We start from the raw sequence: 26,658 nt of genomic DNA, 5'->3' as shown, positions 1-26,658 counted from the left end.
TGGTGGCCGCGGTGAACGTGTGATTCCAGATTGGCGGGCGGGGGTGGGTTTGTCAGCCCGCTGTTTTGATTCTGTGGACAACTGGCCGGCGGCGGAGCAGTTGTCCACAGATGCAGCAAAAGGCCTCGCAAACGGCCGGAGATGGTGCTAGACCGGCCCCGTGCTGCCGCGCACCACGAGCGAAACCGGCACCTCGACCGGCGCCGGTGCCGAACCGTCGTCCAGCAGGCCCAGCGCGAGCTCCCCGGCGATCCGGCCCTTGGCCACGAGGTCCTGCCGGACCGTGGTCAGCGGCGGCGAGGACCACGAAGCCGGCGGGCTGTCGTCGAAACCGGCCACCGACAGCTCACCCGGCACGTTGATCCCCAGCTCGCGGGCCGCGGCGAGCACCGCCAGCGCGAGCTGGTCGGACATGCACAGCACCGCCGTCGGCCGCGGTGACGCCCCGAGCAGCGCGAACGCGCCGGCCATCGCGCTCTCCGCGCTCAGCCCGGCGGCCTCCTCGACGACGACCTCGCACGACCCCAGCTCGTCCAGGTAGCCGCCCAGTCGTTCGCGGACGTCGTGGAAGGGCGCGGCCGCGGCCTCGGCCACGGTCAGCCGGCCCCCGCCGGGCCGCAGGTGGCTGCACGCGGCGAAGACCCCGAACCGCCGGTGCCCCAGGTCCAGCAGGTGCCGCGCGGCCAGCGCCGCCCCGAGCCGGTCCGCGCAGCCGACCCGCGCCGTGCCGGGCAGCAGCGGCTGGTCGATCACCACGAGGGGCAGCCCCCGCGCGCGCACGGCTTCCAGCGAAGGAGCGCCGTCGGGCAGCGAGTACACGATCGCGATGTCGGCTTGGGCGGTGAGCACGCGGTCCGCGGGCGGCCCGCCGTGCTCGCCGCCGGGCAGGAGCAGCAGCGCGTGCCCGCGCGGGTCGATCACCCGCGCCAGCGCGTCCAGCGTCAGGTACAGCGCGGGATCGGAGAACGCCATCGACAGCGACGTGTCCAGCAGGACCGCGATCGCGCCTGTGCGGCTGGTCGCCAGGCTCCGCGCGGTCGGGTCCGGACCGGGGTAGCCCAGCTCGGCCGCCACCCGCAGCACCTGGTCCCGGAGCCGGGCGGACAGCTGGTCGGGCCGGTTGTAGGCGTTCGAGACGGTGGCGCGCGAGACGCCGACGGCGCCGGCGACGTCGTCGAGCGTGGGGCGGCGGCGCCGGGTCATCCGCGCAGTCTAACCACCGGCCGGTGGACTTTCTGAAGCGCTTAAGTCACGCTGGGAGCACGAAAGGGGGGCCCATGCGGGACCGGATCGCGGTGTTCACCGTGTTCGCCCTCAACGGGCTCGCGCTGGGGTCGTGGGCGTCACGCACGCCCGCGCTGACCGCGCAGGTACACGCCTCACCCGGGGTGTTCGGCCTGGCCCTGCTCGGTGCCAGCGTCGGCATGCTCGCCGCCGCCTCGGTGTCCGGGCGGCTGATCGAACGGGCCGGCGCCCGGGCGGTCGTCGCCGGGAGCACCGCGATGGCCGCCGGTTCGCTGGTGCTGATCGGCTTCGCGCCCACCGTCCCGCTGCTGGCCGGGGCGCTGCTGGTGATCGGCGCGAGCGTCGGAATGCTCGACGTCGCGATGAACGTCGCCGGCGTCGCTGTCGAACGCCGGCTCGGCAAGCCGGTGATGTCCGTGTTCCACGCCGGGTTCAGCTTCGGCGCGCTCGCCGGTTCGCTGGCCGCTGGCCTCGCCGCCGGCCACAGCTGGTCCCCGGCGCGGCACCTCACCGTGGCCGCCGTCGTCGCGGTCCTGGTGCTGGCCGCGGTGATCCGGGCCGTTCCGGGCATCCGTCCCGAGCACGCCGAAGCACCCGTCGGCACGCCGGCGCGGGCGCCGATCCGGCGGCCGGTGCTGTGGCTGCTCGCCGCGGTCGCGTTGTGCTCGGCCATCGCCGAGGCTGCGTCGTCGGACTGGTCGGCGCTGCTGATGACGGTCGAGCGCGGGGTCGGCCAGGGCGCCGCGGCCCTCGCGTTCGCGGGATTGCAGCTGGTCATGGGCTTGACCCGGCTGGCGGGCCCGTGGGCGCAACGCCGGTTCGGCCCGACGCGCTGCCTCGCCGCGGGCGCCACCCTCGCCGCGGCCGGCCTGGTCGCCGCGGCCACCATCCCGGTCGCCGCCGTCGGCTACGCCGGGTTCGCGCTGGCCGGCGCGGGCCTCGCCGCGTCCTTCCCGCTCGCGCTCAGCCTCGCCGGGGACGCCGGGAAGCGCGGCGACGGCACCGGCGGCGAACGCGAGATCGGCTTCGTCACCGCTGTCGCCTACACCGGCTTCCTGGGCGGCCCGCCGATCGTCGGCGGCATCGCGCAGGCGACGGACTACGACGTGGCGTTCGTCTTCGTCGCGCTCGTCGCGGCGTTGATCCTGCCCGCCGCGGTCGCCGCCCGGCGGTCGCGACGGCGGGAGGACGCGGAAGCCATGGTCGGCCGATAGCCGTTCCGGGTCCGAAATCCGTGCCGCGGCCCGCATTTCCGCCACGGCGCGGGCGTTGACAGTCCTCTGGTGCGCGAGGCAAGCTGAACCCCGTCGGTAAACTGAAATGAATACGGCGACGTTTCAATTTCAGGTCGGCTGATCGAGGTAGGGGCCTTGATCCGGGGAGGACGTCGTGAGGGTTGTACTGCTCGGCGGCGCGGGGGCGCTCGCCGGCCGGGGCGGGCGGTTCGGCGGCACGGGACTGACGCTCGTGCGAGACGCCGTGCCACGGCTCGTGCTGGTGCCGGTCGCGTTCCGGCTGGCGCTGTTCCTGCAGGCCGTCTGGTCCGGCGGCCCGCTGAGCGCGCCGGTGCTCTGGGTCGCGATCGCCCTATACCTGGTGCCGAACCTCTTCGAAGTCGCTTGGGTCTTCCGCCGGGCCACCGGAATCCGGCCGGTTCTGGCCGCCGATACCGCGTACACGCTCGTGACGAGCTTCGCCGCCGCCGTGTTCGCGGCGCAGTCACCCGAGCTGCTCGCCCTGACCTGGCCGAACATCATGGGCACGGTCATGGTCTGGACCCTGCTGCGCGGCGCGCCCGCCGGGGCGGTCGCGATCGCCGGCGCGCTGCTCCTGCGGTACGGCATGGCCGCGGTCTCCGGCACGTCGGCGCCCGCGACGTGGATTCTGCTCGCCCTGGTCGCGGCCGCCGCGACGGCGCTGGCCATCGTGCTGCTCGTCGCCGGGTCGATGCGGTTCGCGCTCGGGCTGGGCGAGCAGCGCGGCCGGGCCGCCGAACGGGAACGGCACCGCCGCGACGTCCACGACACCGTGCTGCAGGTGATGGAGTCCCTCGCGCTGCCCGCACCTGGGGACGCGCTCGACCCGCGGGGCAGCCTCGACCAGGTACGCCGCACCGCCCGCGCGCAGGCCCTGCGGCTGCGGCTGAGCCTCGACGGCGACGCGCCCGCCGAGCCGGGCGGGCTCGAACACCGCCTCGGCGCGCTGGCCGTCGAGATGACGGCCGACGGTCTCCGCGTCGACCTCGTGGTGCTCGCCAAGCCCACTGACGTCCCCGAAGCCGTCGTCAACGCCCTTCACGACGCAACCCGCGAAGCACTGCGAAACACCTTGAAGCACGCAAGAACGGCGAAGGCCGTGGTGTGTCTCGAAGAACGCGAAGACGTCATCACGGTGTCCGTACGCGATCACGGCACCGGCTTCGACCTCGGCGCGAGCCGCGCCGGATTCGGCATCGAGAACTCGATCCACGCGCGGATGGCCGAGATCGACGGCGCCGCGCGCATCGACTCGGCGCCCGGCCACGGCACCCGCGTCGTGCTGACCGCGCCGCTAAAGCTGGGTTTCCCCGTCGGGTGAGTCCCGCCACTGGGCGAACGGGCGGTCCAGCGTCCACTTGCCGTCCTGCTCTTCGAGGACGCGGTATTCGCATGTCAACGGGTTGGACAGGGACTCGAACAGCTCGATGCTCCAGCCGAAGAGCCGCCGGCACAGCAGCCGCAGCGTGAGCCCGTGGGAGACGATCAGGACCGTCTCCGGGTGAGATTCCTCGCGCATCCGCAGGTCCGAGAGGAACGCCGCGACGCGGTCGTCGACGTCCGCGCCCGACTCGCCGAACGGCAGCCGGTAGAAGAAGTGCCCGAACTCGTGCCGCCGCGCCTTCTGGATCTCCTGCTCGGCCGGGTCCTGCAGGTTGCCCCAGTCCTGCTCGCGCAGCCGCGGCTCCTGGACGAGCCGTTCGCACGAAGCCTGGATGTCCAGCAGCCGCAACGTCTGCCGGGTGCGCAGGTACGGGCTGACGTACACCGCGGGCCGCGTGCCGTCGAGCAGCCGCGCGATCTCCGGCGCCACCGCGCGGGCCTCCTGCTCTCCCTTGGCGGTCAGCGGCAGCGCGTGGTCGGGGATCCGCGTGTAGGCGAGCTCGTCGACGTTGCCGAGCGACTCGGCGTGCCGCAGCAGGATCATCTTCACGGCTCCCATCCTGCCCGTCACACGGGCCTGACCGGGGCTGGGCATACCCTCAGGGGCGTGTCCGCCACGAAATCCGACGTCCCCACCCAGCGCCGGGCGAGCGTGCTGCCGCTGCTCGTGGTCGGTGTCCTGCTGGCCGCCGTGGTCGCGATCGGCTTGATCGCGCTCACCGGCGGGGCCGGTTACGCCATCGCCGGCCTGCCCGACCCGGGGCTGGTCACCAAGTACGGCATCACCGTCATGCGCGTGGTGTCCGAATCCGCGTCGGTGATCTGCGTCGGGTCGCTGCTGCTGGCCGCCTTCCTGGTGCCGCCGCAGAAGTCCGGGACGCTCGGGCCCGAGGGCTACGGCGCCCTGCGCGTGGCCGGGATCGCCGCCTGGGTGTGGTTCGCCGCGGCCCTGCTCTCGGTCGCCTTCACCGCCGCCGACACCGCCGGCAAGCCGTTCGGCGACGTCCTGGACCCGCAGACGCTGCTCGACCTCGTCGGCGCCATCGAACAGCCGAAGGCCTGGCTGTGGACGGCGCTGATCGCGATCCTCGTCGCGCTCGGCTGCCGGCTCGCGCTCTCCTGGGGCTGGACGGCGGTGCTGTTCTTCGCCGCCGTCGGCGGGCTGATCCCGGTCGCCGTCACCGGGCACTCCGCCAGCGGCGGCTCGCACGACGTCGCCACCAACAGCCTGCTGTTCCACCTGGTCGCCGCGGCGCTGTGGGTCGGCGGCCTGGTCGCCCTGCTGGCGCTGGGGTACCGGCGCGGGGGCCACCTGAGCCTGGCCGCGCAGCGGTTTTCCAAGCTGGCCCTGGTCTGCTGGATCGTGATGGCGCTCTCCGGCGCGGTCAACGCGCTGGTCCGGATCGGCCTCGACGATCTGTTCACCACCGACTACGGCTTGCTCGTCGTGGCCAAGACGGTGGCCCTGCTGCTGCTCGGGGTGTTCGGCCACCAACAGCGCGAAAAGGGCGTCGCGAACCTCGTCGACGGCAAGGGCGGCGCCCAGCTGCTGCGCCTGGCCTCGGTCGAGATCCTGATCATGTTCGTCACCATCGGCATCGCCTCCGGGCTGGCCAGGACGCCACCGCCGGCGGACGCGATCACCCAGCCGTCCACCACCGAGCTGCTGATCGGCTACAACCTCGACGGCGCGCCGACGGTGTGGCGGCTGCTCTTCGACACCCGCTTCGACCTGGTCTACGGCACGCTCGCGCTCGTTCTCGGCGGCCTGTACCTCGCCGGGGTCCGCCGGCTGCTTCGCCGCGGCGACACCTGGCCGGTGGGCCGCACGGTCGCCTGGATCGCCGGCTGCGTGGTGCTGCTGATCGCGACGTCGTCGGGTGTCGGCCGGTACGCGCCCGCGATGTTCAGCGTGCACATGGGCAACCACATGCTGCTGTCGATGGTGGCGCCGGTGCTGTTCGTGCTCGGCGGGCCGGTGACGCTCGCGCTGCGCGCCCTGCCGGCCGCGGGCAAGGACGCCCCGCCCGGGCCGCGCGAGTGGCTCGTCGCCTTCGTGCATTCGCCGGTGTCGAGGTTCCTCACCCACCCCGTGGTCGCGCTGCTGCTGTTCGTCGGCTCGTTCTACGCGCTGTACTTCTCCGGCCTGTTCGACACCGCCCTGAACTACCACTGGGCGCACCTGGCGATGAACGGGCACTTCCTGCTCGCCGGGTACGTCTTCTACTGGCCGGTGATCGGCGTCGACCCGTCGCCGCGGCGGATCCCGTACCTCGGCCGGCTCGGGATGATGTTCGCCGCGATGCCGTTCCACGCGTTCTTCGGCGTGATCCTGATGAGCAAGCAGACGGTCATCGGGCAGGCCTTCTACGGCCAGCTGCACCTGCCGTGGGTCACCGACCTGCTCGCCGACCAGCGGCTCGGCGGTGGCATCGCCTGGGCCGCCGGCGAGGTTCCGGTGCTGCTGGTGCTGATCGCGTTGCTGGTGCAGTGGTCGCGTCAGGACGAGCGCGAGGCGAAGCGGCGTGACCGGCGCGAAGCGGCGACGGGCGACGAAGAGCTGAACGCCTACAACGCGATGTTGAAGAACCTCGCCGAGGGCAAGCGACCCTCGGGTTCCAGTTGAGGTTGAGCCGCCGTCCGGGTGCCGGGAAAACGGCCGTTTCGGTACTCTCGGCGTGATCTCGGGCTGACTTTCGGTAGTCCGACGGTGACCGGCGTCGAGCCGCGATCAGGTGCGCTCTACGATCGTGGGTATGGCCGAGTTCATCTACACCATGAAGAAGGTGCGCAAGACCGTCGGGGACAAGGTCATCCTCGACGACGTCAGCACCGCGTTCTACCCCGGCGCCAAGATCGGCGTGGTCGGGCCGAACGGTGCCGGTAAGTCCACCGTTCTCAAGATCATGGCGGGGATCGAGCAGGCCAGCAACGGCGAAGCGTTCCTCCAGCCCGGCGCCTCCGTCGGCATCCTCATGCAGGAGCCGGAGCTCAACGAGGAGAAGACCGTCCGGCAGAACGTCGAGGAGGGTCTCGGCGAGGTCAAGGTCAAGCTCGACCGGTACAACGAGGTCCTCAAGCTCATGGAGACCGAGTACACCGAAGAGCTGATGGAGGAGATGGGGCAGCTCCAGGAGGAGCTGGACCACGCCGACGCCTGGGAGCTCGACTCGACCGTCGAGCAGGCCATGGACGCGCTGCGCTGCCCGCCGCCGGACGAAGGCGTCTCCCACCTCTCCGGTGGTGAGCGCCGCCGGGTCGCGCTGTGCAAGCTGCTGCTGTCGGCGCCCGACCTGCTGCTGCTCGACGAGCCCACCAACCACCTGGACGCCGAAAGTGTCCTGTGGCTGGAGCAGTTCCTCTCCCGCTACGCCGGCGCCGTCCTCGCCGTCACCCACGACCGGTACTTCCTGGACAACGTGGCCCAGTGGATCATGGAGATCGACCGCGGCCGCGTCGTCGGCTACGAGGGCAACTACTCGACGTACCTGGAGAAGAAGCGCGAGCGCCTCGAGGTCCAGGGCAAGAAGGACCAGAAGCTTGCGAAGCGCCTGAAGACCGAGCTCGAGTGGGTGCGGTCCAACGCCAAGGCGCGGCAGACGAAGTCCCGTTCGCGCCTTGACCGCTACGAGGAGATGGCGGCGGAGGCGGACAAGCACCGCAAGCTCGACTTCGAAGAGATCCAGATCCCGCCGGGCCCGCGGCTGGGCAACGTCGTGGTCGAGGTCGAGAAGCTGCGCAAGGGCTTCGACGAGCGCGTCCTCATCGACGGCCTGTCGTTCGACCTGCCGCGCAACGGCATCGTCGGCGTGATCGGCCCGAACGGCGTCGGCAAGACCACGCTGTTCAAGACCATCGTCGGGCTCGAGGAGCCGGACGGCGGCGAGGTCAAGATCGGCGAGACGGTCAAGCTGTCCTATGTGGACCAGAACCGCGGCGGGATCGACCCGAAGAAGACCGTCTGGCAGGTCGTCTCCGACGAGCTGGACTACATCCACGTCGGGCAGACCGAAATGCCGTCGCGGGCGTACGTCAGCGCGTTCGGCTTCAAGGGCCCGGACCAGCAGAAGCCCGCGGGCGTGCTCTCCGGCGGTGAGCGCAACCGGCTCAACCTGGCGCTGACGCTCAAGCAGGGCGGGAACCTGATCCTGCTCGACGAGCCGACGAACGACCTGGACGTCGAGACCCTGGGCTCGCTGGAGAACGCGCTGGAGCAGTTCCCCGGCTGCGCCGTCGTGATTTCCCACGACCGGTGGTTCCTCGACCGGGTCGCGACGCACATCCTGGCTTGGGAAGGCACCGACGAAAACCCCGCGCAGTGGTTCTGGTTCGAGGGCAACTTCGAAGGGTACGAGAAGAACAAGGTGGAGCGGATGGGCGCCGAGGCTGCTCGCCCGCACCGTGTCACCCATCGCAAGCTGACCCGCGACTGAGGGGGCGGGTTTCCCCGTGGAAGCCAGCAAACAGCACCGGACGGGCCCGTTCTCGCGCAGTGAGAGCGGGCGCTCCGCCAATGCCGGGGGAACCCTCTCCGCAGTCGGACGGCTGATCGAGCGGGCGGACGCCCTGTACCTGCGGGCGCCCGAGCTCGCGCTCGTCCTCGGCGAGCGCGCGGCCGCGCTGGCCGAGGCGGCGAGCGCCGACGAGCAGTGGATCCGGGCCGAGAGCCTGGTCGTGTCCGCGCGCGTGCGGGTCGGCGACCGCCCGGGAACCGTCGGGCGCGCGGTCGCCGCCCTGCGCGCGGCCGAGCACGCGGGCTACGGCGACATCGCCGCGCGGCTGCGCATCGACCTCGCCGTCTGCGCCCGCAGCCTGGGCGTGCCGCTCACCGGCCTCGCCGCATTGCGGCCGGTGCTCACGGATCCGGTGGTCTCGCCGGTGCACCGCGCGGCCGCGTTGTGCCACCTGGTGGGCTGCCTGGGCCAGCTCGGGCGCAAGGCGGAGCTGGACCGGGTGCTCGTCGAGGCGGACAAGCTCGTCGTCGGCGACGACTCGCTGGGTGCGGACACCCAGCTGCTGGTGCGGGCGCTGCTGCGCGTCGGCACGGCCGCCCACCGGCGCCGCCACGGCGACCTGACGGCGGCGGCCGACGCCGCCCGGACCGGCCTCGGCTTCCTGGAGAAGCTCGACAACCCGGCCGACGACGGCGGCCTCGTCCGCATCCGGCTGGTGCTGCTGCTGGTGAGCACGCTGCTCGATCGCGGCGACGCCGAAATGGCGTACGAGATCGCGGAGCCGGTGCTGGCCGAGCCGGTGCGGGCGGCGGGCGTCGCGCCGATGGGCTGGCTGCGGCTGGCCGTCGCGACGCGCGTCCACTTGCCCGCGGGGGCCGGCGAAGCGGCGATCGAGCTGGTCCGCGAAGCCGTGGCGAGCACGGACCGGCACGGGCTGTCGGCGATCACCGCGCGGTTGTGGCTGGAGCTGGCGCAGCTGCAGGAGCGGTTCGGGCAGGCGGAGGAGGCCATCGCGTGCCTGTACCGCTCACGGGCGGCGGAGCAGCTGCACGCCCGGGCCCGGCGGCAGGCGTGCAGCGTGCTGGCCGGCGAGTTCGGCACGGGGCAGCCGGCCTCGGTGGACTTGGACGAGGTGCTGAAGGCGGTGCCGTCCGGGGCTTCGCCCCGAGCCGGGGGCGCCGCCACCCGGACCCCCGAAAGCAGCGTGCCGTCGCGGCCGGTCCCGGTCGCCGCGGCCGAGCCGGTTCCGGAGCCCGAGCAGCGGACGCCGGCGTGGTCGTTCGGGCGCCCGCGGGTGACCGCCGATGCGGCCGAGACGACGTTGATGCCGGCGGTACGGGACGAGCCCACGCCGCCGCCGGGACCCCGGCGGCCGGAGCCGATCGAGGTGCGCGCGCCGGAACGCAGGCCTGGGCCTGCCGAGCCGCGGTCGACGCGGGAGCCGGTCGCCTCGCGGCCGGGGCGAGGGGCGGATCAGCCCGAGTCCGGTGAGCCGCGGCCGGTGTTCCGGTCGGGGGCCGCCGAGACGAGGTCGGCGCGGGGGCCGGAGCTTGCCGAGCCGCGGTCGGCCGGGCACGGGTCGGAGCTTGGTGAGTCGGCCGAGCGTGGGGCTGGTCGGGGGGCTGAGCAGCGGCAGGGGCTCGCTGAGTCGGCGGGGCGTGGGACTGGGCGGCCGGAGCGCGGTCCGGAGTTTGGTGAGTCGGCCGAGCGTGGGGCTGGGCGGGGGTCCGAGCACCGGCCGGGACTCGCCGAGTCGATGGAGCGTCCGGTGGGCTGGGGTTCCGAGCACCGGCCGGAGCTTGGTGAGTCGGCGGAGCTTGCGGCTGGGCGGGGGTCGGAACACCGGCCGGGACTCGCCGAGTCGATGGAGCGTGCGGCGGGCTGGGGTTCCGAGCATCGGCCGGAACTTGGTGAGTCGGCCGAGGGTGGGGCTGGCCGGGGGTCCGAGCACCAGCCGGAGCTTGGGTCGGCGGAGCTTGCGGCTGGACGGGGGTCGGAGCGCAGTCCGGAGTTTGGTGAGTCGGTGGGGCGTCGACGGCGGCCGGAGCAGCGGTCCGAGCCTGGTGAGCCGCGGCCGGCCGAGCGTGGCCGGGAGCCGGACTTCGAGTCGGTGTCTCCCGGGCTGCGGCCGGAGGTTCGGCTGGAGCCGGGGCCGGAATACCGGTCCGAGCCGGCGGGGCGTAGGACCGAGCCTGCTGAGCCGCGGCCGGCGGAACGTGAGCGGGAGCCGGAGCCGGACTTCAAATCGGAGCCGGCCGAGATGCGGGGCGGTCGGGAGGCCGTCGAAACGTCACCCGAGGCGGCGCCGCCCGCGGAACCCGGCAAGACCAAGTTCTCCTGGGCCGCGCTGGCCGAAGCGCGGCTGCGGGAGACCGCGGCCGAACGGGAATCGGCGCCCACTCGCGTCACGCCGGCGTTGCCGCTCGCGCCCGAGCCCGCCGCCGAGCGGGAGCCGTGGGCGTCCGAGGGGCGGCGGCCGGAGCCGCAGCCGTCGACGCGCCACGACGCCGAGCACGGCTCGGAAGCCGCCCGTTCGGTGCTGGATCGCCTGGGCATCTCGGCCTCCGGGGGCGCCGGGGGCCGCCGCCGGGCGGAAGACGCCGACCGGCCGCGCGCCGAGGAACCGGCGCGTCCGGAGCCGGAGCTCGCCCCGCCGCCGCGGCCGGAGGACGAACCGCCGTCGGTGCCGGACTACCGCGAGGAAGCCGAGCCGTGGTTGCCGCGGCTGCGGATGCCACCGTCGCTGGAACCGATGGAGGACTTCGGCCACTGGACGCCGGCGACGGCCCCGTTCCCGGAGAGCTACGCCCGCGCGATCGCGGAGGACGAGCCCCCACCCGACGCCGGCCTCGCCGACCTGCTCGCCCGCGCCCTGGCCGAGCACCAGGCGGGCACGGCCAGCGCGGCGGCGCTGGTCAAGCAGCTCGACTCCCAGAACACGGGCCGCCGCAACGGCCACGGTCGCAACGGCCACGGCGCCGAGGTCCCGGACTCCCGCGGCCACGGCTCGCGCGACTGACCTGACCTACCTCGCCGCGCGGGGGCGCCCCCCGTTTTCCACGCTACCGAAGACCACCGACAGTTTTGCCGTCGTCCGCAAGCCCGGGGACCCACCCGGCGGCAAGTTCACCCCGGCCGGGGCCCAGTCGGTGAGACACCCCTGTTCGTCGCCGACCTGCCCCGGCCCGAACGCAGTGGGATCCGTCGCACCCCGGCGTCGCCGACCGGCCGACAGCGTTCGCCGAACGGCAGCGCGCCCGATCAACTGAACCGATCACGTTGGCCCCACGTCGGGTAACGTCCTCGGAGCACGGCTGGTCAGCGCCGCGCGGGAGCGCTGGAGACAACCCGTCAGTAGCTTGACCGATCACGCGAATTCCAAGCCCCGGAAGGGTTTTCGCGGCCCGGGGAACCTCCGGGTCTTCATGTGATCCCGGATCGCGGCGCATTAGTGTGGGGTGGCCGGCTCAACGCCGAACCGGCGCGGTGCCACCTCACGCAAACTGGAGAGTTGCCTCAAATGAGCTCGACCGGAGTCTCGTCCCTACCCGGAACCGGAGCCGACGCCGAACCCGAATTCGGCGCTTCGCGCTCCCCGGCCAGCCCGGAGCAGATCAGGGACGACCTGATCGACTCCGCCGCCGGGCTGGCGCCGGAGATCGGTGAGCTCATCCGGCTCTACTACCGGCACATCCCGCCCGAAGAGATCGTCGGCGACGAGCCCGTCAACCTGGTCGGCGCCGTGCGGTCGCACCTGCAGCTGGCCAAGCACCGGATGCCCGGCCGCCCGGCCGTGCGGCTGCTGAACCCGACCGTCGCCGAAGACGGCTGGGCCCGCGAAGCCACCGTCGTGCAGGTCGTCACCGACGACATGCCCTACCTGGTCGACTCGATCGCCGCGGAGTTCGCCCGGGACGGCGTCCAGGTGCAGCGGATCGTTCACCCGATCGTGGTGGTCACCCGTGACCTCACCGGCGAACTGCAGGAGGTCCACCCCGAAGCGGACCCGGCCGAGCCGCCCGCGAACTCGGCCGCCGAGTCGTGGATGTACATCGAGATCGACTTCGTCACCGATCGCAACCGGGCCCGCGAGCTCGACAACCGGCTCTCCAGCGTGCTGGGTGACGTCCGCGAGGTCGTCGAAGACGCCGAGAAGATGGCCCAGACGGCCTGCCAGCTGGCGAGCGAACTCGAGACGGCCCCGCCGCAGCTGCCCCAGGACGAGGTCGCCGAGGGCGCCCGCCTGCTGCGCTGGCTGGCCGACGGCCACTTCACCTTCCTCGGCTACCGCCGCTACGAACTGATCGACAACCCGCACCCCGACTCGAACGACCCGGCCCTGCGCGCGGTCCTGGCCTCCGGCCTGGGCGTGCTGCGCCAGGACAGCCTCGCCGCGCGCGGCCTGACCGCCGGCCCGGACACCGCCGCCACCGCCCTCGCGCCGACGCTGCTGGTGCTGACCCAGGCGAGCGCGCCCTCGACCGTGCACCGGCCGGTCTACCCGTACTACGTCGGCGTGAAGACCTTCGACGCCGAGGGCACCGTCACCGGCGAACACCGCTTCCTCGGCATGTTCACCACCACCGCGCTGCACGAGAACGTCCTCGACATCCCCGTCGTGTGCAAGCGGGTCCGCGAGGTCATCCACCGCGCCGGCTTCCCGATCGAGTCGTTCTCCGGCCAGCGGATGCTCGAGATCCTGCAGAACTGGCCGCGCGCCGACCTGTTCTCGGCCGACACCGACTCGCTCTACTCGACGACGACCGGCGCGATCACGCTCTCGGACCGCCGCCGGCTGCGGCTGTTCCTGCGCCGCGACCCCTACGGCCGCTTCTACTCCTGCCTGGTCTACCTCCCGCGCGACCGCTACACGACGCGCTCGCGGCTGGCGATGCAGGAAGTCCTGCTCGAAGAGCTCGAAGGCACCCAGCTCGAGTACAGCGCGCGGATCGGCGAGACCGTCCTGGCGCAGGTGCACTTCGTCGTGCACACCGACCCGGCACGCCGCCTCGAGCCGGACACGCTCAAGATCCAGGACCGGCTGAACGACGCCGTCCGCACCTGGGACGACCGGATGGTCGAGGCCGTCCTCGACGAACGCCGTGAGCGCGCCGACGGCGGCGTCGCGGTCGGGATCGTCGGCGAGGAATCGGCCACCGAGCAGGGCCAGCGCTTCGCGATGGTCTTCCCCGAGGGCTACAAGGAGGACTTCACCGCCGAAGAGGCGCTGGCCGACCTCCGCTCGCTCGACTCGCTCACCGACGAAGGCGACCTCGCGCTTTCGTTCTACCAGCCCGCCGACGCCGGGCCGGGGGAGCGGCGCTTCAAGCTCTACCTGCGCGGCGAGGGCGTCACGCTCTCGAAGGTGCTCCCGGTGCTGCAGGCCATGGGCGTCGAGGTGGTCGACGAGCGGCCGTACGAGCTGCACCGCGAGGACGGCGGCGCGTGCTGGATCTACGACTTCGGCCTGCACGTCGACCAGAAGATGCTCGACGAGTCCGACGGCGAAGCCGTCGCCGAGCTGCGCGGCCGCTTCCAGGACGCCTTCGAGGCCGCCTGGCGGGGCGACGCCGAGGTCGACGGCCTCAACGGCCTCGTCCTGCGCGCCGGGCTCACCTGGCGCCAGGCCGCCGTGCTGCGCGCGTACTCGCGGTACCTGCGCCAGGCCGGCAGCGCGTTCTCCCAGGACTACATCCAGAACACGCTGCTCAACCACACGCAGGTCGCGACCAAGCTCCTGCGGCTGTTCGAGGCCCGGTTCGCGCCCACGCTGTCCGACGCCGACCGCGAAGCCGCGACCGAAGCGCTGGCCGCCGAGCTGAACGCGATGATCGACGAGGTCACCAGCCTCGACGAGGACCGGATCCTGCGCCGCCTGATGGCCGTCATCCGGGCCACGCTGCGGACGAACTACCACGTCATGGGCACCGACGGGAGGCCGCGGCCGTTCCTGGCCATCAAGCTCGACCCGGCCGGCGTGCCCGACCTGCCCGAACCGCGGCCGAAGTTCGAGATCTTCGTGTACTCCCCGCGCGTCGAAGGCGTGCACCTGCGCTTCGGCCAGGTCGCGCGCGGTGGCCTGCGCTGGTCGGACCGGCGCGAGGACTTCCGCACCGAGATCCTCGGCCTGGTCAAGGCCCAGGCGGTGAAGAACGCGGTGATCGTGCCGGTGGGCGCGAAGGGCGGCTTCGTCGTCAAGCGCCCGCCGGCCCCGAGCGGGGACGCGAGCATCGACCGCGACGCCCAGCTCACCGAGGGCATCGCCTGCTACCGCATGTTCATCTCCGGCCTGCTCGACCTGACCGACAACCGCATCGAGGGTAAGACCGTGCCCGCCCCCGGTGTCGTCCGCCACGACGCGGACGACTCCTACCTGGTCGTCGCCGCCGACAAGGGCACCGCGAAGTTCTCCGACATCGCGAACGAGGTTTCCGCGCAGTACGGCTTCTGGCTCGGCGACGCGTTCGCCTCCGGCGGCTCGGTCGGCTACGACCACAAGGCCATGGGCATCACGGCGAAGGGCGCGTGGGAGAGCGTCAAGCGGCACTTCCGCGAGCTGGGCAAGGACACCCAGACCGAGGACTTCACCGTGGTCGGCATCGGCGACATGATGGGCGACGTCTTCGGCAACGGCATGCTGCTGTCCGAGCACATCCGCCTGGTCGCGGCGTTCAACCACATGCACGTCTTCCTCGACCCGGACCCGGACGCCGCCTCGTCGTTCGCCGAGCGGCGCCGGCTGTTCGACCTGCCGCGCAGCTCGTGGGACGACTACGACCGCTCGCTGATCAGCGAAGGCGGCGGGATCTACCCGCGCACGGCGAAGTCGATCCCGATCAGCCCGCAGGTCCGCGCGGCCCTCGGCCTCGAGGAGGGCGTGACGGCGCTGGCGCCGATGGACCTGATCCAGGCGATCCTGCTGGCCCCGGTCGAGCTGCTGTGGAACGGCGGCATCGGCACCTACGTCAAGGCCGAGACCGAAAGCCACCAGGCAGCTGGTGACAAGGCCAACGACGCCATCCGCGTCGACGGCAATCAGCTGCGCGTCAAGGTCTTCGGCGAAGGCGGCAACCTCGGCCTCACGCAGCTGGGCCGGATCGAGTTCGCCCGCAACGGCGGCAAGATCAACACCGACGCGCTCGACAACTCTGCCGGCGTCGACTGCTCCGACCACGAGGTCAACATCAAGATCCTGCTCGACCACCTCGTCCAGACCGGCAAGCTCGAGCGCGAACAGCGCAACGAGCTGCTGGAGGAGATGACCGACGAGGTCGGCGCGCTGGTCCTCAAGGACAACTACCGGCAGAACGCCGTTCTCGGCGTCAGCCGGGCGCACGCCGCGCCGATGCTGTCGGTGCACGCCCGCCAGGTGCAGGCGCTGGTGTCGGCGGGCGCGTTCGACCGCAAGCTCGAGGCGTTGCCGAGCAACTCGGAGTTCCGCGAGCTGGAGAAGGCGGGCAAGGGCCTCACCTCGCCGGAGCTGGCGACCCTGCTCGCGCACGTCAAGCTGGAGCTGAAGGACGAGCTCCTGGCCAGCGACCTGCCCGACTCGAAGGTGTTCGCGGCCCGGCTGCCCGAGTACTTCCCGAAGCCGTTGCGCGAGCGGTTCGGCTCGGCGATCGGCGAACACCCGCTGCGCCGGCAGATCATCACCACGCTGATCGCCAACGAAGTGGTCGACGGCGGCGGCATCTCGTTCGTCTACCGGCTGATGGAGGAGATGAACGCGACGGCGACGGACGCGGTGCGCGCGTACGCCGTGGTGACGCAGGTGTTCGACCTGCCCGCGCTGTGGAAGGAGATCGACGCGCTCGACAACGTCGTGCACACCGACGTCGCCGACGCGATGGTGCTGGAGACGCGGCGGCTGCTCGACCGGGCCGCGCGCTGGTTCCTCACCAACCGGCCGCAACCGCTGGCGCCGCTCTCCGAGATCAAGCGCTTCAGCCGGGTGCTGGGCAAGCTCGTGCCGAAGCTCGGCGACCTGCTGCGCGGCCGCGAGGCCGAGTCCGTGCAGGCGCACGCGGACGAGCTGATCGACGCGGGAGTGCCGGCGAGCCTGGCCCGCCGGGTGTCGCTGCTGCTGCACACCTACGGCCTGCTCGACGTCACCGAGGTGGCCGAGCTCGCCGAGCAGCAGATCGGCGTGGACGCCGTGCACAGCCCGGCCGAGACAGCGGAGCTGTACTACGCGCTCTCGGCGCACCTGGACATCGACCAGATGCTCACCGAGATCAGCAAGCTCGAACGCGGCAACCGCTGGCACGCGCTCGCCCGGCTTTCCCTGCGCGACGACGTCTACAGCTCGCTGCGGGCGATCACGCTGGACGCGTTGCGGCACAGCGATCCCGGCTCGTCCGGGGACGCGAAGATCGCGCAGTGGGAGAAGACGAACGCGTCCCGGCTGCAGCGGGCGCGCGTCGCGCTCGACGAGATCACCAAGTCCGGCCGGCTCGACCTGGCGACGCTTTCGGTGGCGGCCCGCCAGATCCGGAGCACGGTGCGATGACCTACGTTGCGCACGTCCGCCCGCGCTGGACGGACATGGACGTCTACGGCCACATCAACCACGCGAAGCTGGTGACGCTGCTCGAAGAGGCGCGCATCCCGCTGTTGTTCAGCGCGGCGGTCGAGGCGGGGCTGGAGCAGCTGCCGAAGGGCATCGTCGTGGTGCGGCTGGAAGTGGCCTACAAGGCGCCGATCGTGGTGTCCGGGCAGCAGCTGCGGATCGACATCGACCTGACCGAGCTGCGCGCGGCGAGCTTCACACTGGCCTACCGCGTCCACACCGGGCCCGGAGAGGACGACCCGGTGGCGGTCACGGCGGAGACGCTGCTGGCGCCGTACGACACGGTCGAGCTGCGGCCGCGTAGGCTCACCCCGGCCGAGTCGGAGTTTCTGAAGCAGGGGTTCGCGGATGCCTGAGTTGTTCGTGCCGGACGCGGCCGACCGGGAGACCCTCGGGGCGTTCGTCGCCCGTGCGGTCCGGCTGGACGGCCAGACGGCCGTCCGGTTGCGGCAGCGCGGCGACGGCGTGGTCGAGGCCTGGACGGCGACGCCGTTCGAGTGCCTGGCCACCCGCGCGGTGGCCGGCGACGTCACCCCCGGCGACGTCACGGTGTCCGGCAACGAGCTGCTCGCGGCGCTGACCGTGGCCGGCGGGCCGCGGATGGACCCGGGCCCGGCCCGCGACCTGCTGTGGCACGGCGAGCTGCCACCGTCGGGCCGCTGGCCGCTGATCGACGAGCTGCCGGCGCAGGTGGTGTCCGAGCTGGCGGACCGTGGCGTGACCCTGGCCAGGGACAACGCCGGCCCGCACGGTACGCCGCCGGCGTCCCTGATGGACCAGGCGGTGCTGACCGTGAGCGGCGGTTCGGTCGAGGTCAAGGTGCAGATGCGCTGCCTGTTCGCGATGTCCGGCATGGGGTTCGTGGACTCGGACGTGGCCGGAGACGTCGTCCGCGTGACGGCGACGGACTCGTGGCTGCGCCTCGACGCCCGGTACGGCGCGATCGTGCGGCGCCGGCACGCGCTGCTGCCGCTGCTCTTCTGACGGCGCTGTTCTGACGAAGTCCTTACGGCGGCCACCGCTCTTCGCCGGGCGGTGGCACGCTGGAGGCATGAGCTCGGACGAAGACCCGACCGCGGACTTCCTGGAGGAAGTCCGCGTTTCGGAGCCGCACTGGCGGCAGGACCGTCCGGCGGGAGAGCGGGCGCCGGAGCGCGCCGAACGACCTGAGAGGTGGGGCCGCACGCGTGCGGCGGGCCGGGCGGCCGCCCAGGCGGCGCCCTACCTCCAGGCCGCGGCGCTGGTGGCGTGGCTGGCGAGCGGCGCCTTCGACGACGGCTCGGGCAACCAGAGCTAGACGAGCCAGGCGGCCGAGTCCGCGGCCAGCTTCCCCTCGACCAGCGGACTGCTCGACAACAGCACCTCACCCGGCGGCAGCGCGATGGGCGAGGCCGAGGTGTTCAGCGCGCACACCAGCCCGCCACCCTTGCGGCGGAACGCGAAACACCCCGCGGGCGCGCCGTACCACTCCAGTTCGTCGCCGCCGAACGCCGGATGCGTCTTCCGCAGCTCGATCGCCTGCCGGTACAGCGAGAGCGTCGAGTCCGCGTCCTCGATCTGCTTCTCGACCGTCAGGCCGGCCCATTCCGCCGGCATCGGCAGCCAAGTCCGCGGGTTGCGCGAGAACCCGAACGGCGGCAGGTCGCCCTCCCACGGCAGCGGGACCCGCGCGACGTCCCGCCCGTACTCGGCCCCGCTGGTCTTCGCGCGCGGATCCGCCATGTCCGACGGGGACAGCTCGACGTTCGCCAGCCCCAGCTCTTCGCCGTTGTACAGGTACACCGCGCCGGGCAGCGCCAGCTCCACCAGCGCCATCGCCCGCGCGCGCCGCACGCCCACCGCACCGCCGCCGTAGCGGCTGACCTGCCGCCAGACGTCGTGGTTGCCCAGCGTCCAGGTCGCCGGGGCGCCCGTGCGGGCCGGGACCGTGAGGGAGCGCTCGATGGCCGTGCGCATGGCGTCGGCGTCGAAGTGGGTCAGCACCAGCCGGAAGTTGAACGCCAGGTGCAGCTCGTCGGGCCGCAGGTAGCGCGACAGCCGTTCCTCGTCGGTCACCCAGATCTCGCCGACCGCCATCGCGTCCGGGAACTCGTCGAGCACCTTGCGGATCATCTGGTGGATCTCGTGGACGCCGTCGTGGTCCCAGCGCGGGTCGTAGTAGTGGCTCGGCCCCAGTGCGTCGGCGCGCGGGTCCATGTCCGGCAGGCCGGGCGGTTTGGCCATGCCGTGCGCGACGTCGATGCGGAAGCCGTCGACGCCGCGTTCGAGCCAGAACCGCAGGGTGCGTTCGAGGTCGGCGGCGACCTCCGGGTTGGCCCAGTTCAGGTCCGGCTGCTGCGGCGCGAACAGGTGCAGGTACCACTGCCCGTCCGGCACCCGCGTCCAGGCCGGGCCGCCGAACGCGCTGACCCAGTTGTTCGGCGGGTCCTCGCCCTTCGGCCCGACGCCGTCGCGGAAGATGTAGCGGTCCCGTTCCGGGCTGCCCGGCGCGGCGGCCATCGCCGACTTGAACCAGGCGTGCTGGTTGCTGGTGTGGTTGGGGACCACGTCGACGGTGACCTTGATGTTCCGCTTGTGTGCCTCGGTGAGCAGCACGTCGAAGTCGCCGAGGGTGCCGAACATCGGGTCGACGTCCCGCGGGTCGGCGATGTCGTAGCCGTGGTCGGCCATGGGGGAGCGGTAGAACGGCGTCAGCCACAGCGCGTCGACGCCCAGCAGCTCCAGGTAACCGAGCCGGGAGTGGATGCCTTCCAGGTCCCCGACGCCGTCGCCGTCCGAGTCGGCGAACGAACGTACGTAGACCTGGTAGAAGACGGCGTCCTGCCACCAGGCTCCCGGTTTCATACGAAGCTGTTCATCATGCTGTGCGCAGCCATCTCCAGGTAGGCCCAGAGCTGCCCGCGGTACGGCTCTTCCAGGTTCTCCTCGTCGACGGCGATCCGGATGCAGCGCAACCAGGCGTCCCGCTCGATCGGGCCGATCTTGAACGGCGCGTGCCGCATCCGCAGCCGCGGGTGCCCGCGCTGGTCGGAGTAGGTGTGCGGGCCGCCCCAGTACTGCATGAGGAACAGCCGGAACCGCTCCTCGGCCGGACCCAGGTCTTCTTCCGGGTACAGGGGCCGCAGGACCTCGTCGCGCGCCACTTCCTCGTAGAACCGCCCGACGATCCGGCGGAACGTCGGTTCGCCGCCGACCGCTTCGTAGAGGTTCGCCGGTTCGCTCACTGCAGACACGCCTTCCATTTTGCCCCTGGGGTGCGGGTTCCCGACGGCCGGTCCGCTCAATACCGGTTCGTCGCGAACCCGCTCCCCAGCGTAACGGCGCTCGCGGCGGCTACTTACCGGCCGCCGGGGCCGCGGGCGGGAACAGCCGGCCGAGGGGCGGGTCGAAGCCGGCCTCCTCCAGGGCCGCCAGCAGCTGGGCGCGCAACGCCCGCTGCACCGCCCACTGCTTGCCCGGCCGCACCTTCACCGTCAGGCGCAGCTGGAGGCCTTCCGGTGTGACGCTTTCCACACCCAGCATCTCCGGCGGCTCGAGGATGTTGTCCTTCAGCGCGTCGCTTTCGGTGGCCGTGGAGGCCGCCTCCGCGAGCACCGTCGCCGCGCGCTCGACGTCGGCGGTGTAGCCGAGCGGGACGTCGACGAGCGCCACCGCGAAGCCCTGGCTCGAGTTGCCGACGCGCAGCACCTCGCCGTTGCGGACGTACCAGACCGTACCCTTGACGTCACGCAGCGTCGTGATCCGGAGGCCGACGGACTCGACCGTGCCGGACGCCTCGCCGACGTCCACGACGTCGCCCACGCCGTACTGGTCCTCGACCATCATGAAGATCCCGGACAGGAAGTCCTTGACCAGGTTCTGCGCGCCGAACCCGATCGCGACGCCGATGATGCCGGCCGACGCGATGATCGGGCCCAGGTTGATGCCGAGTTCGCCCAGCACGAGGATGAACGCCAGGCCGTAGACCAGGAACGTCGCCATCGACTTGAGCACCGAGCCGATGGTCATCGCGCGCTGGCGGCGCCGTTCGATGATGGCGGTCCCGAGCACCTCGGGAGCGCGTTCGCGCAGCGGGCGCAGCATCGACGGGAGCTTGCCGCCCGTCTTCGGCAGGGTCGTGACGCGGTTGATCAGCCTTCTCAGGATCAGGCGCACCACGAACGCGATCACGATGATCATCAGGATCTTGACCGGCTTGGTGATGAGCCAGTTCGCCGAGCCCGCCAGCCACACGTTGTTCGTGAGGTCGTACACCTGGAAACAGAACGTGCTCGGATCTCTGATGCACGGCGTGTCGGCGGAGGGGAGCAAGGGGAGCACGGGGGTTCGTTCATCCTTCCGATCGGGTCGGACACCCCAACGCCGAGTGGATGTTGGGTCGCGGGGATGTGACACGTCTTGTAACACACGTGCGCTGGGGGCCTGTTCTGTGGTCGACTATGCCTACGCCCCTGGAGGTGGTCGAGTGCCAGACCGACAACCCAGCCCCCGCGGCGTCTCCGGCCAAGCCACGGCCGACGAGACGCCAGAGGTGGTTCTGCGTGCCTACCCGGGGGGTTCCGCATCCGGCGGAGCCGTCCCGGCCGGGCCGGGGACCCGCCCAGGGGGAGTGACCCGCCCGCCCGGACAGCGTAGTAGAGGCCGGGATCCGGCCGCCCCGACGTGGGGTCGGCGCCGGGTGCTCCTGCTCAACGCCACCTTCGAGCCGCTGACCGCGTTGCCGCTGCGGCGCGCGGTCGTGCTCGTGATGTGCGGCAAGGCCGAAGTGGTCCACGGTGACCCCGGCGGGATCGAGCTGCACTCGGCGAAGGTTTCGCTGCCGGTGCCCTCGGTGATCCGCCTCAGCACGTACGTACGCGTACCGTATCGCGCGCAGGTACCGCTGACGCGAGCCGGGCTCATGCACCGCGACCGGTATCGCTGCGCCTACTGCGGGGGGCGGGCCGAGACGATCGACCACGTCATCCCGCGCAGCCGGGGCGGCCCCCACAGCTGGACCAACTGCGTTGCCTGCTGCGCCAAGTGCAACCACCGCAAGGCGGACCGGCTGCTCTCGGAGATCGGCTGGCGGCTGCGCATCGTCCCGCGGGCGCCCCATGGCCCGCACTGGCGGCTGCTCGCGCACTCCAAGGAGGCCGACCCGCTCTGGCGGCCGTATCTCGGCTCCGCCGCTTGATCTTCCCGGGTCCAGGTGGCGGAGCGCCCCCGGACAAGCCGGCGCCCCGGCTGCCTGTGCGGCGGCCGGGGCGAGCCGGGTGCTTGCGCGACGTGCTCAGGTAGTACGCGCGGCCCTGGAGGACGGGTCAGGCAGCGAGGGCGAAATCGCTCTGGCAGGTGACGCGGGTGCCCATGGTGACGCGGGTGCCGCCGGTGACGCGGGTGCCTCGCGTGACACGAGTGCCGCAGGTGACTCGCGTGCCGGCCGTCACACGCGTGCCCATCGTGACGCGAGTGCCCCGGGTGACCCGGGTCCCACGGGTGACCCGCGTGCCCGCCGTCACCCGGGTGCCCATGGTGACGCGCGTTCCGGCCGTCACCCGAGTACCGCGAGTGACGCGTGTACCCCGCGTAACCCTTGTGCCCGCCGTCACACGTGTTCCGGGCGTGAATTCGATGTCGCTCAGTGACGAGGTGGTCTCGGTGATCGCCTGTGCGGGCGTCTGGACGCTGTTCATGGCAAGGCCTCCTGGGACCGGTGCGTTACCTGCTGGGGCTGAGGCGCGGGGCGCAAGGCCCGTACAGGTGAAAAAGCTACGAGGATTTCAAGGCCCCGACAAGACGACAGCGGCGGGTGCGGCCGCCTGTACGTTGAGTTGCAACCTTTCGGCCCGACGGTCTTCGCCCCAACGTTCCAGTGGCCGCGAGCCAAGCGGCGGACGGCACTCGACTTACGACGAACGGTCGAGTGCGCCGCGCGCGGTGGGCGTGGAGGTCATCCGATACGCTCAGCGCCGTGAACGTTGTCGAGACGATCGTGGTCTTCGCCGTGATCCCGCTGGCCATCTACGGCCTCGCCGGGCTGCTGACGCTCCGGCGCAGGTCCGGCGGTGCCGCGCGGCACCGCACCGGCCAGGCCTGGGAGTACCCGGCCATGTGGTGGAGCGCCAACCCCGACGGGGCGGGACACCGGCACGCCGGCACCGAGAACAGCGCGCCCGAGGGCGCCCCGACCGCGGCGGGAGGCGCTCGTGGCAACTGGTGAGCTGACGAAGCGCGTCGACGAGTCCGAGCTGGGCTATGGAGAGGCTCTCACGGCCACCGGGCGGGTGTCCGCGGCCAAGATGTACGAGCCGGAGGCGCCGTCCGGGCCGTTCAACACCCGCCAGCTGGCCCGCCTGGACGAGGCACTGACGTTCGCGAGCCGCGAGACCGGCTTGGACTTCAGCCTGTACCTGGGCGAGCTGGGCGAGGACAGCCGCCCGGCGGCGGAGAAGCTGCACGCGACGACGACGGACCCGTCGAACTCGGTGCTGATCGCGGTCTCCCCGGGCGAGCGCAAGATCGAGATCGTCACGGGCAAGGCGGCGCACCTGCGCCTCCCGGACCGCGGCGCCAAGCTGGCGGTGGCGAGCATGGTGGCGTCGTTCAAGGAGGGCGACCTGGTCCGCGGACTGGTCAACGGCCTGGTGAACGCGCTGCGGATGCTTTCGGACCAAGCGGGTCCCGCGCCGCGCTGATCTTTCTGGCTTCGAAAGGGCCCTGTACCTCGGTTGAGGTGCGGGGCTCTTTCTTGTTTGGCTGTGTGAGCTCTGCCGGGTGGTTCCCGCCGGCCCGAACGCCGGATTGTTCAACGGCCCCCAGGCCGTGTCAAGGCGGGAAAGCGTGCCTTGACACGGCCTGGCGGCCGCTGAGGCGGCTGCGTATCGGGTCGGCAGGGGGGTGTGGCCGGAGGGCGGCTTGTGCCGGGGTGAGCTGGGTCGGGCGCGGTGGGGCCGAGCGGCTTGCGCCGGGGTGAGCTGGGCCAAGGCACGCTGGGCCCGACGAGCCGTGTCGGGCGCGGCCGCGGCTGAAGGCGCATCCGCTCGCGAAGGCGGGCCGTGCCGGGGGCACGACCCGCCTTCGTACGCGAACTCAGGCCTGTGCGTCGAAGTCCCGCGCGGCCAAGGCGCGGACGATGCCCGCGCGGCCCTCCGACACCAGGCGCCTGAGGGCCTGCGGGTGGTCGCCCTCCAGCCACTCGTCCGAGGCCGTCACCGTCTCCGCGGCGACCGCCCAGGACGGGTACAGCCCGATTGCGATCGGCTGGGCCCGCTCGCTCGACCGCCGCTGCCACACCTCGTCGATCACCTCGAAGTAGCGAGGCACGTACGACCCCAGCAGGGCCTTCTGGCCCGGGTGGGAGAAGCCCGAGATCAGCGAGTCGCTGACCGCGTTCGGCAGCTCGTCGTCGTACACCGCTCGCTGCCACGCGTCGGCCTTGGCCTCCGTTGTCGGGCGCAGCGCTCGGGCGCGCTCCGCCTGGCGGCGGCCCGTTGCCGTGTTGTCGCGGGCCAGCTCCGCGTCGATCTCCGGTGCGGCCGCCTTGCCGTGGGCGACCAGCGCGTGCAGCAGCCGCCAGCGCAGGTCCGTGTCCACCGTCAGGCCCGGCAGGGGGGCCGAACCGTCGAGCCAACCGGACAACGCCGACAAAGCAGAAGCATCCAGCACCGACCCGGCCAGCGAGTTGACGAACGCCAGCTGGTGGTCCGAACCCGGCTCGGCGCCGCGGACCAGCTCCAGCAGGCGCGCGGTGAAGGCCGGCCAGCCCGTCTCGGCCGCCCACTTCTGCTCCGCGTACGAGTTGAGCGCCGTCTGGGCCTGCAGCAGCAGCCGCTGGACCACGCCGACCTCGGTCTCCGTGTGGATGCCGCGCTGCACCAGCGTCACGAAGTCGCGGGCCTTCAGCTCGGCTTCGCGGGTCATCTCCCACGCCGCCGACCAGCACAGCGTGCGCGGGAGCGGCTCGGTGATGTCGGCGACGCGGTCGATCAGCGTGGTCAGGGACGCCGGGTCGAGGCGCATCGTGCAGTACGTCAGGTCGTCGTCGTTGACCAGGACCAGCTTGCCCGCGGGCAGCCCGACCAGGTCCGGCACCTCGGTGCGGTCGCCGTCGACGTCCAGCTCGACCCGCTGGGTCCGGACGATCTTCCCGGACGAGTCCTCGTCGTAGACGCCGACCGCGACGCGGTGCGTGCGCAGCTCACCGGCGCCCGGCTTCGCGCCCGACTGCACGACGGCGAAGGACGTGAACCTGCCGTCCGCGCCGACCTCGTAGCGCGGGCTCAGCGAGTTCAGCCCGGTGGTCTCCAGCCACTGCGCGCTCCACCACGACAGGTCGCGGCCGGACGCCTCCTCCAGCGCGCCCAGCAGGTCGGCCAGCGTGGCGTTGCCCCAGGCGTGCTTGCCGAAGTAGACCTTCAGGCCGTCGAGGAAGTGCTCGAGCCCGACGTAGGCGACGAGCTGCTTGAGCACGCTCGCGCCCTTGGCGTAGGTGATGCCGTCGAAGTTGACCTCGACCGCGTGCAGGTCGACGATGTCGGCCGCGATCGGGTGCGTCGAGGGCAGCTGGTCCTGCCGGTAGGCCCACGACTTCTCGATGTTCGCGAAGCTGGTCCACGCGTTCTTGTACTCGGTCGCCTCGGCCTGGGCCAGCACGCTCGCGAAGGTCGCGAACGACTCGTTCAGCCACAGGTCGTCCCACCAGCGCATGGTGACCAGGTCGCCGAACCACATGTGCGCCATCTCGTGCAGCAGCGTCTCGGCGCGCCGCTCGTAGGCGTAGCGGGTGACGCGGCTGCGGAAGACGTAGTCCTCCAGGAAGGTCACCGCGCCGGCGTTCTCCATCGCGCCCGCGTTGAACTCCGGCACGAACAGCTGGTCGTACTTGGAGAACGGGTACGGCGTGCCGAACTTCTCGTGGTAGAAGCCGAAGCCCTGCTTGGTCTCGGTGAACAGCCGGTCGGCGTCCATGTGCTCGGCCAGCGACGCGCGGCAGTAGATGCCGAGCGGGATGGTCTTGTGGTCGTCGGTGTACTCGTCGCGCCATTCGGCGTACGGGCCGGCGACCAACGCGACGAGGTAGGTGGAGATCCGCTCGGACTCCTTGAACACCGTGCGGACGGCGCCTTCCGGCGTCTCCTCGGCGGACTCCACGATGGCGTTGGAGACGACCTTCCAGTCCTTCGGCGCGATCACCGTGAGCCGGTAGACCGACTTCAGGTCGGGCTGGTCGAAGCAGGCGAACATGCGCTTGGCGTCCGCCGTCTCGAACTGCGTGTACAGGTAGACGCCGTCGTCGACCGGGTCGACGAACCGGTGCAGGCCTTCGCCGGTGTTCATGTACCGGCAGTCGGCGGTCACCGTGAGCTCGTTGGACGCGGCCAGCCCGGCCAGCGCGATGCCCTTGTCCTCGACATACGCGCTGACGTCGACGTCCGCGCCGTTCAGGGTGGCCGAGTGCACGCGGTCGGCGACGATGTCGACCCACGTCGATTCGCCGGCCCGGGCGCTGGAGAACCGGACGGTCGTCGTCGACGCGAAGGTCTTCTCCCCGGGTCCGCCGTGGCCGTCGGTCAGATCGAGCTCGATGTCGTAACCGGTGACGTCGAGCAGATCCGCGCGCAGCTTGGCTTGGTCGCGGGTCAGGTTGGGGGCGGGCACAGGCACCTCTGGTCGTTGGTATCGGTTTTCAACTCCCCGCATCCAATCATGGGGACGGGGTGGCGGGCGATAAGGGAACAACCCCGCGTTTCCCGGTGTTGGCCTCCTCGTG

General features: G+C 71.7%; 19 protein-coding genes. 12 read left to right on the top strand and 7 right to left on the bottom strand.

The annotated features are described in order from the left end of the window. Positions 1–147 precede the first annotated feature (147 nt). A complete protein-coding gene (locus QRY02_RS24890) occupies positions 148–1,203 on the bottom strand; it encodes a LacI family DNA-binding transcriptional regulator (protein WP_285985266.1) in 1,056 nt (351 codons plus the stop codon). Positions 1,204–1,277: 74 nt separating this feature from the next. On the opposite strand from QRY02_RS24890, the gene QRY02_RS24885 reads away from it, so the two are divergent. Beyond that, positions 1,278–2,459 carry an MFS transporter gene (locus QRY02_RS24885; RefSeq protein ID WP_285985265.1) on the top strand — a complete coding sequence of 394 codons (1,182 nt, stop codon included), beginning with the start codon at positions 1,278–1,280 and terminating at the stop codon, positions 2,457–2,459. A gap of 175 nt (positions 2,460–2,634) precedes the next feature. Next, positions 2,635–3,822 carry a sensor histidine kinase gene (locus tag QRY02_RS24880; protein WP_502874128.1) on the top strand — a complete coding sequence of 396 codons (1,188 nt, stop codon included), beginning with the start codon at positions 2,635–2,637 and terminating at the stop codon, positions 3,820–3,822. On the opposite strand, the gene QRY02_RS24875 is transcribed toward QRY02_RS24880, so the two are convergent. Then, complete coding sequence (locus tag QRY02_RS24875; protein WP_285985264.1) at positions 3,796–4,434, bottom strand: histidine phosphatase family protein; 639 nt, start codon at positions 4,432–4,434, stop codon at positions 3,796–3,798. The genes QRY02_RS24880 and QRY02_RS24875 overlap by 27 nt on opposite strands. Positions 4,435–4,491: 57 nt before the next feature. Here QRY02_RS24875 and QRY02_RS24870 point away from each other — a divergent pair, with 57 nt between their 5' ends. The 7 genes from QRY02_RS24870 (at position 4,492) to QRY02_RS24840 (ending at position 18,204) form a co-directional block, all read left to right on the top strand. Next, the gene (locus tag QRY02_RS24870) at positions 4,492–6,510 is read left to right on the top strand and encodes a bifunctional copper resistance protein CopD/cytochrome c oxidase assembly protein (protein ID WP_285985263.1); all 2,019 of its coding nucleotides are present in this window, start codon (positions 4,492–4,494) and stop codon (positions 6,508–6,510) included. 130 nt (positions 6,511–6,640) lie between these two features. Further along, complete coding sequence (gene ettA / locus QRY02_RS24865; protein ID WP_013228599.1) at positions 6,641–8,317, top strand: energy-dependent translational throttle protein EttA; 1,677 nt, start codon at positions 6,641–6,643, stop codon at positions 8,315–8,317. 16 nt (positions 8,318–8,333) lie between these two features. Further along, a complete protein-coding gene (locus QRY02_RS24860) occupies positions 8,334–11,357 on the top strand; it encodes a hypothetical protein (protein WP_285985262.1) in 3,024 nt (1,007 codons plus the stop codon). Positions 11,358–11,858: 501 nt separating this feature from the next. After that, entirely contained in the window at positions 11,859–16,847 is a 4,989-nt protein-coding gene (locus QRY02_RS24855) for an NAD-glutamate dehydrogenase (RefSeq protein WP_285985261.1), read from the top strand. Further along, a complete protein-coding gene (locus QRY02_RS24850; protein WP_285985260.1) occupies positions 16,844–17,263 on the top strand; it encodes an acyl-CoA thioesterase in 420 nt (139 codons plus the stop codon). The genes QRY02_RS24855 and QRY02_RS24850 overlap by 4 nt, the downstream gene beginning before the upstream one ends. Then, positions 17,256–17,891 (top strand): DUF8010 domain-containing protein, encoded by a 636-nt coding sequence (locus QRY02_RS24845; protein WP_285985259.1) that lies wholly within the window; start codon positions 17,256–17,258, stop codon positions 17,889–17,891. Before QRY02_RS24850 ends, QRY02_RS24845 begins: the two co-directional genes overlap by 8 nt. A gap of 67 nt (positions 17,892–17,958) precedes the next feature. Next, positions 17,959–18,204, top strand: coding sequence for a hypothetical protein (locus QRY02_RS24840; RefSeq protein WP_285985258.1), 246 nt, complete (start codon positions 17,959–17,961; stop codon positions 18,202–18,204). Here QRY02_RS24840 and QRY02_RS24835 read toward each other — a convergent pair. From QRY02_RS24835 to QRY02_RS24825, 3 genes are all read right to left on the bottom strand, one after another. After that, the gene (locus QRY02_RS24835) at positions 18,201–19,751 is read right to left on the bottom strand and encodes a glycoside hydrolase family 13 protein (protein ID WP_285985257.1); all 1,551 of its coding nucleotides are present in this window, start codon (positions 19,749–19,751) and stop codon (positions 18,201–18,203) included. The two genes, QRY02_RS24840 and QRY02_RS24835, sit on opposite strands and share 4 nt — an antisense overlap. Further along, positions 19,748–20,131 (bottom strand): globin, encoded by a 384-nt coding sequence (locus QRY02_RS24830; RefSeq protein WP_465445966.1) that lies wholly within the window; start codon positions 20,129–20,131, stop codon positions 19,748–19,750. Before QRY02_RS24830 ends, QRY02_RS24835 begins: the two co-directional genes overlap by 4 nt. 109 nt (positions 20,132–20,240) lie before the next feature. Next, positions 20,241–21,227, bottom strand: a complete 987-nt coding sequence (locus QRY02_RS24825) for a mechanosensitive ion channel family protein (RefSeq protein WP_502874127.1) — start codon at positions 21,225–21,227, stop codon at positions 20,241–20,243. 358 nt (positions 21,228–21,585) lie between these two features. Between QRY02_RS24825 and QRY02_RS24820 the strand changes: the two genes are divergently transcribed. Beyond that, positions 21,586–22,083 carry an HNH endonuclease gene (locus QRY02_RS24820; protein ID WP_013228590.1) on the top strand — a complete coding sequence of 166 codons (498 nt, stop codon included), beginning with the start codon at positions 21,586–21,588 and terminating at the stop codon, positions 22,081–22,083. Positions 22,084–22,210: 127 nt separating this feature from the next. Here the strand turns inward: QRY02_RS24820 and QRY02_RS24815 are convergent, their stop codons facing one another. Continuing rightward, complete coding sequence (locus QRY02_RS24815; RefSeq protein WP_285985255.1) at positions 22,211–22,582, bottom strand: hypothetical protein; 372 nt, start codon at positions 22,580–22,582, stop codon at positions 22,211–22,213. A gap of 278 nt (positions 22,583–22,860) precedes the next feature. On the opposite strand from QRY02_RS24815, the gene ctaJ reads away from it, so the two are divergent. After that, the gene (ctaJ, locus tag QRY02_RS24810; protein ID WP_285985254.1) at positions 22,861–23,109 is read left to right on the top strand and encodes an aa3-type cytochrome oxidase subunit CtaJ; all 249 of its coding nucleotides are present in this window, start codon (positions 22,861–22,863) and stop codon (positions 23,107–23,109) included. Then, positions 23,096–23,584: a DUF5130 family protein gene (locus QRY02_RS24805; protein WP_285985253.1), complete on the top strand. Its 489-nt coding sequence runs from the start codon at positions 23,096–23,098 to the stop codon at positions 23,582–23,584. Before ctaJ ends, QRY02_RS24805 begins: the two co-directional genes overlap by 14 nt. A 394-nt stretch (positions 23,585–23,978) precedes the next feature. Here QRY02_RS24805 and pepN read toward each other — a convergent pair whose 3' ends face one another. Then, the gene (pepN, locus tag QRY02_RS24800; RefSeq protein ID WP_285993908.1) at positions 23,979–26,546 is read right to left on the bottom strand and encodes an aminopeptidase N; all 2,568 of its coding nucleotides are present in this window, start codon (positions 26,544–26,546) and stop codon (positions 23,979–23,981) included. Positions 26,547–26,658 lie beyond the last annotated feature (112 nt).

This window comes from Amycolatopsis sp. DG1A-15b (assembly GCF_030285645.1).
Taxonomy (GTDB): Bacteria; Actinomycetota; Actinomycetes; order Mycobacteriales; family Pseudonocardiaceae; genus Amycolatopsis.
This window is presented reverse-complemented; position numbering and strand designations above follow the sequence as displayed.

Coding starts and splice junctions, on each gene's coding strand:
- QRY02_RS24890 (WP_285985266.1), bottom strand. CDS start 1,203: ATGACCCGGCGCCGCCGCCCCACGCTCGACGACGTCGCCGGCGCCGTC.
- QRY02_RS24885 (WP_285985265.1), top strand. CDS start 1,278: ATGCGGGACCGGATCGCGGTGTTCACCGTGTTCGCCCTCAACGGGCTC.
- ettA (WP_013228599.1), top strand. CDS start 6,641: ATGGCCGAGTTCATCTACACCATGAAGAAGGTGCGCAAGACCGTCGGG.
- QRY02_RS24855 (WP_285985261.1), top strand. CDS start 11,859: ATGAGCTCGACCGGAGTCTCGTCCCTACCCGGAACCGGAGCCGACGCC.
- QRY02_RS24850 (WP_285985260.1), top strand. CDS start 16,844: ATGACCTACGTTGCGCACGTCCGCCCGCGCTGGACGGACATGGACGTC.
- QRY02_RS24845 (WP_285985259.1), top strand. CDS start 17,256: ATGCCTGAGTTGTTCGTGCCGGACGCGGCCGACCGGGAGACCCTCGGG.
- QRY02_RS24840 (WP_285985258.1), top strand. CDS start 17,959: ATGAGCTCGGACGAAGACCCGACCGCGGACTTCCTGGAGGAAGTCCGC.
- QRY02_RS24835 (WP_285985257.1), bottom strand. CDS start 19,751: ATGAAACCGGGAGCCTGGTGGCAGGACGCCGTCTTCTACCAGGTCTAC.
- QRY02_RS24815 (WP_285985255.1), bottom strand. CDS start 22,582: ATGAACAGCGTCCAGACGCCCGCACAGGCGATCACCGAGACCACCTCG.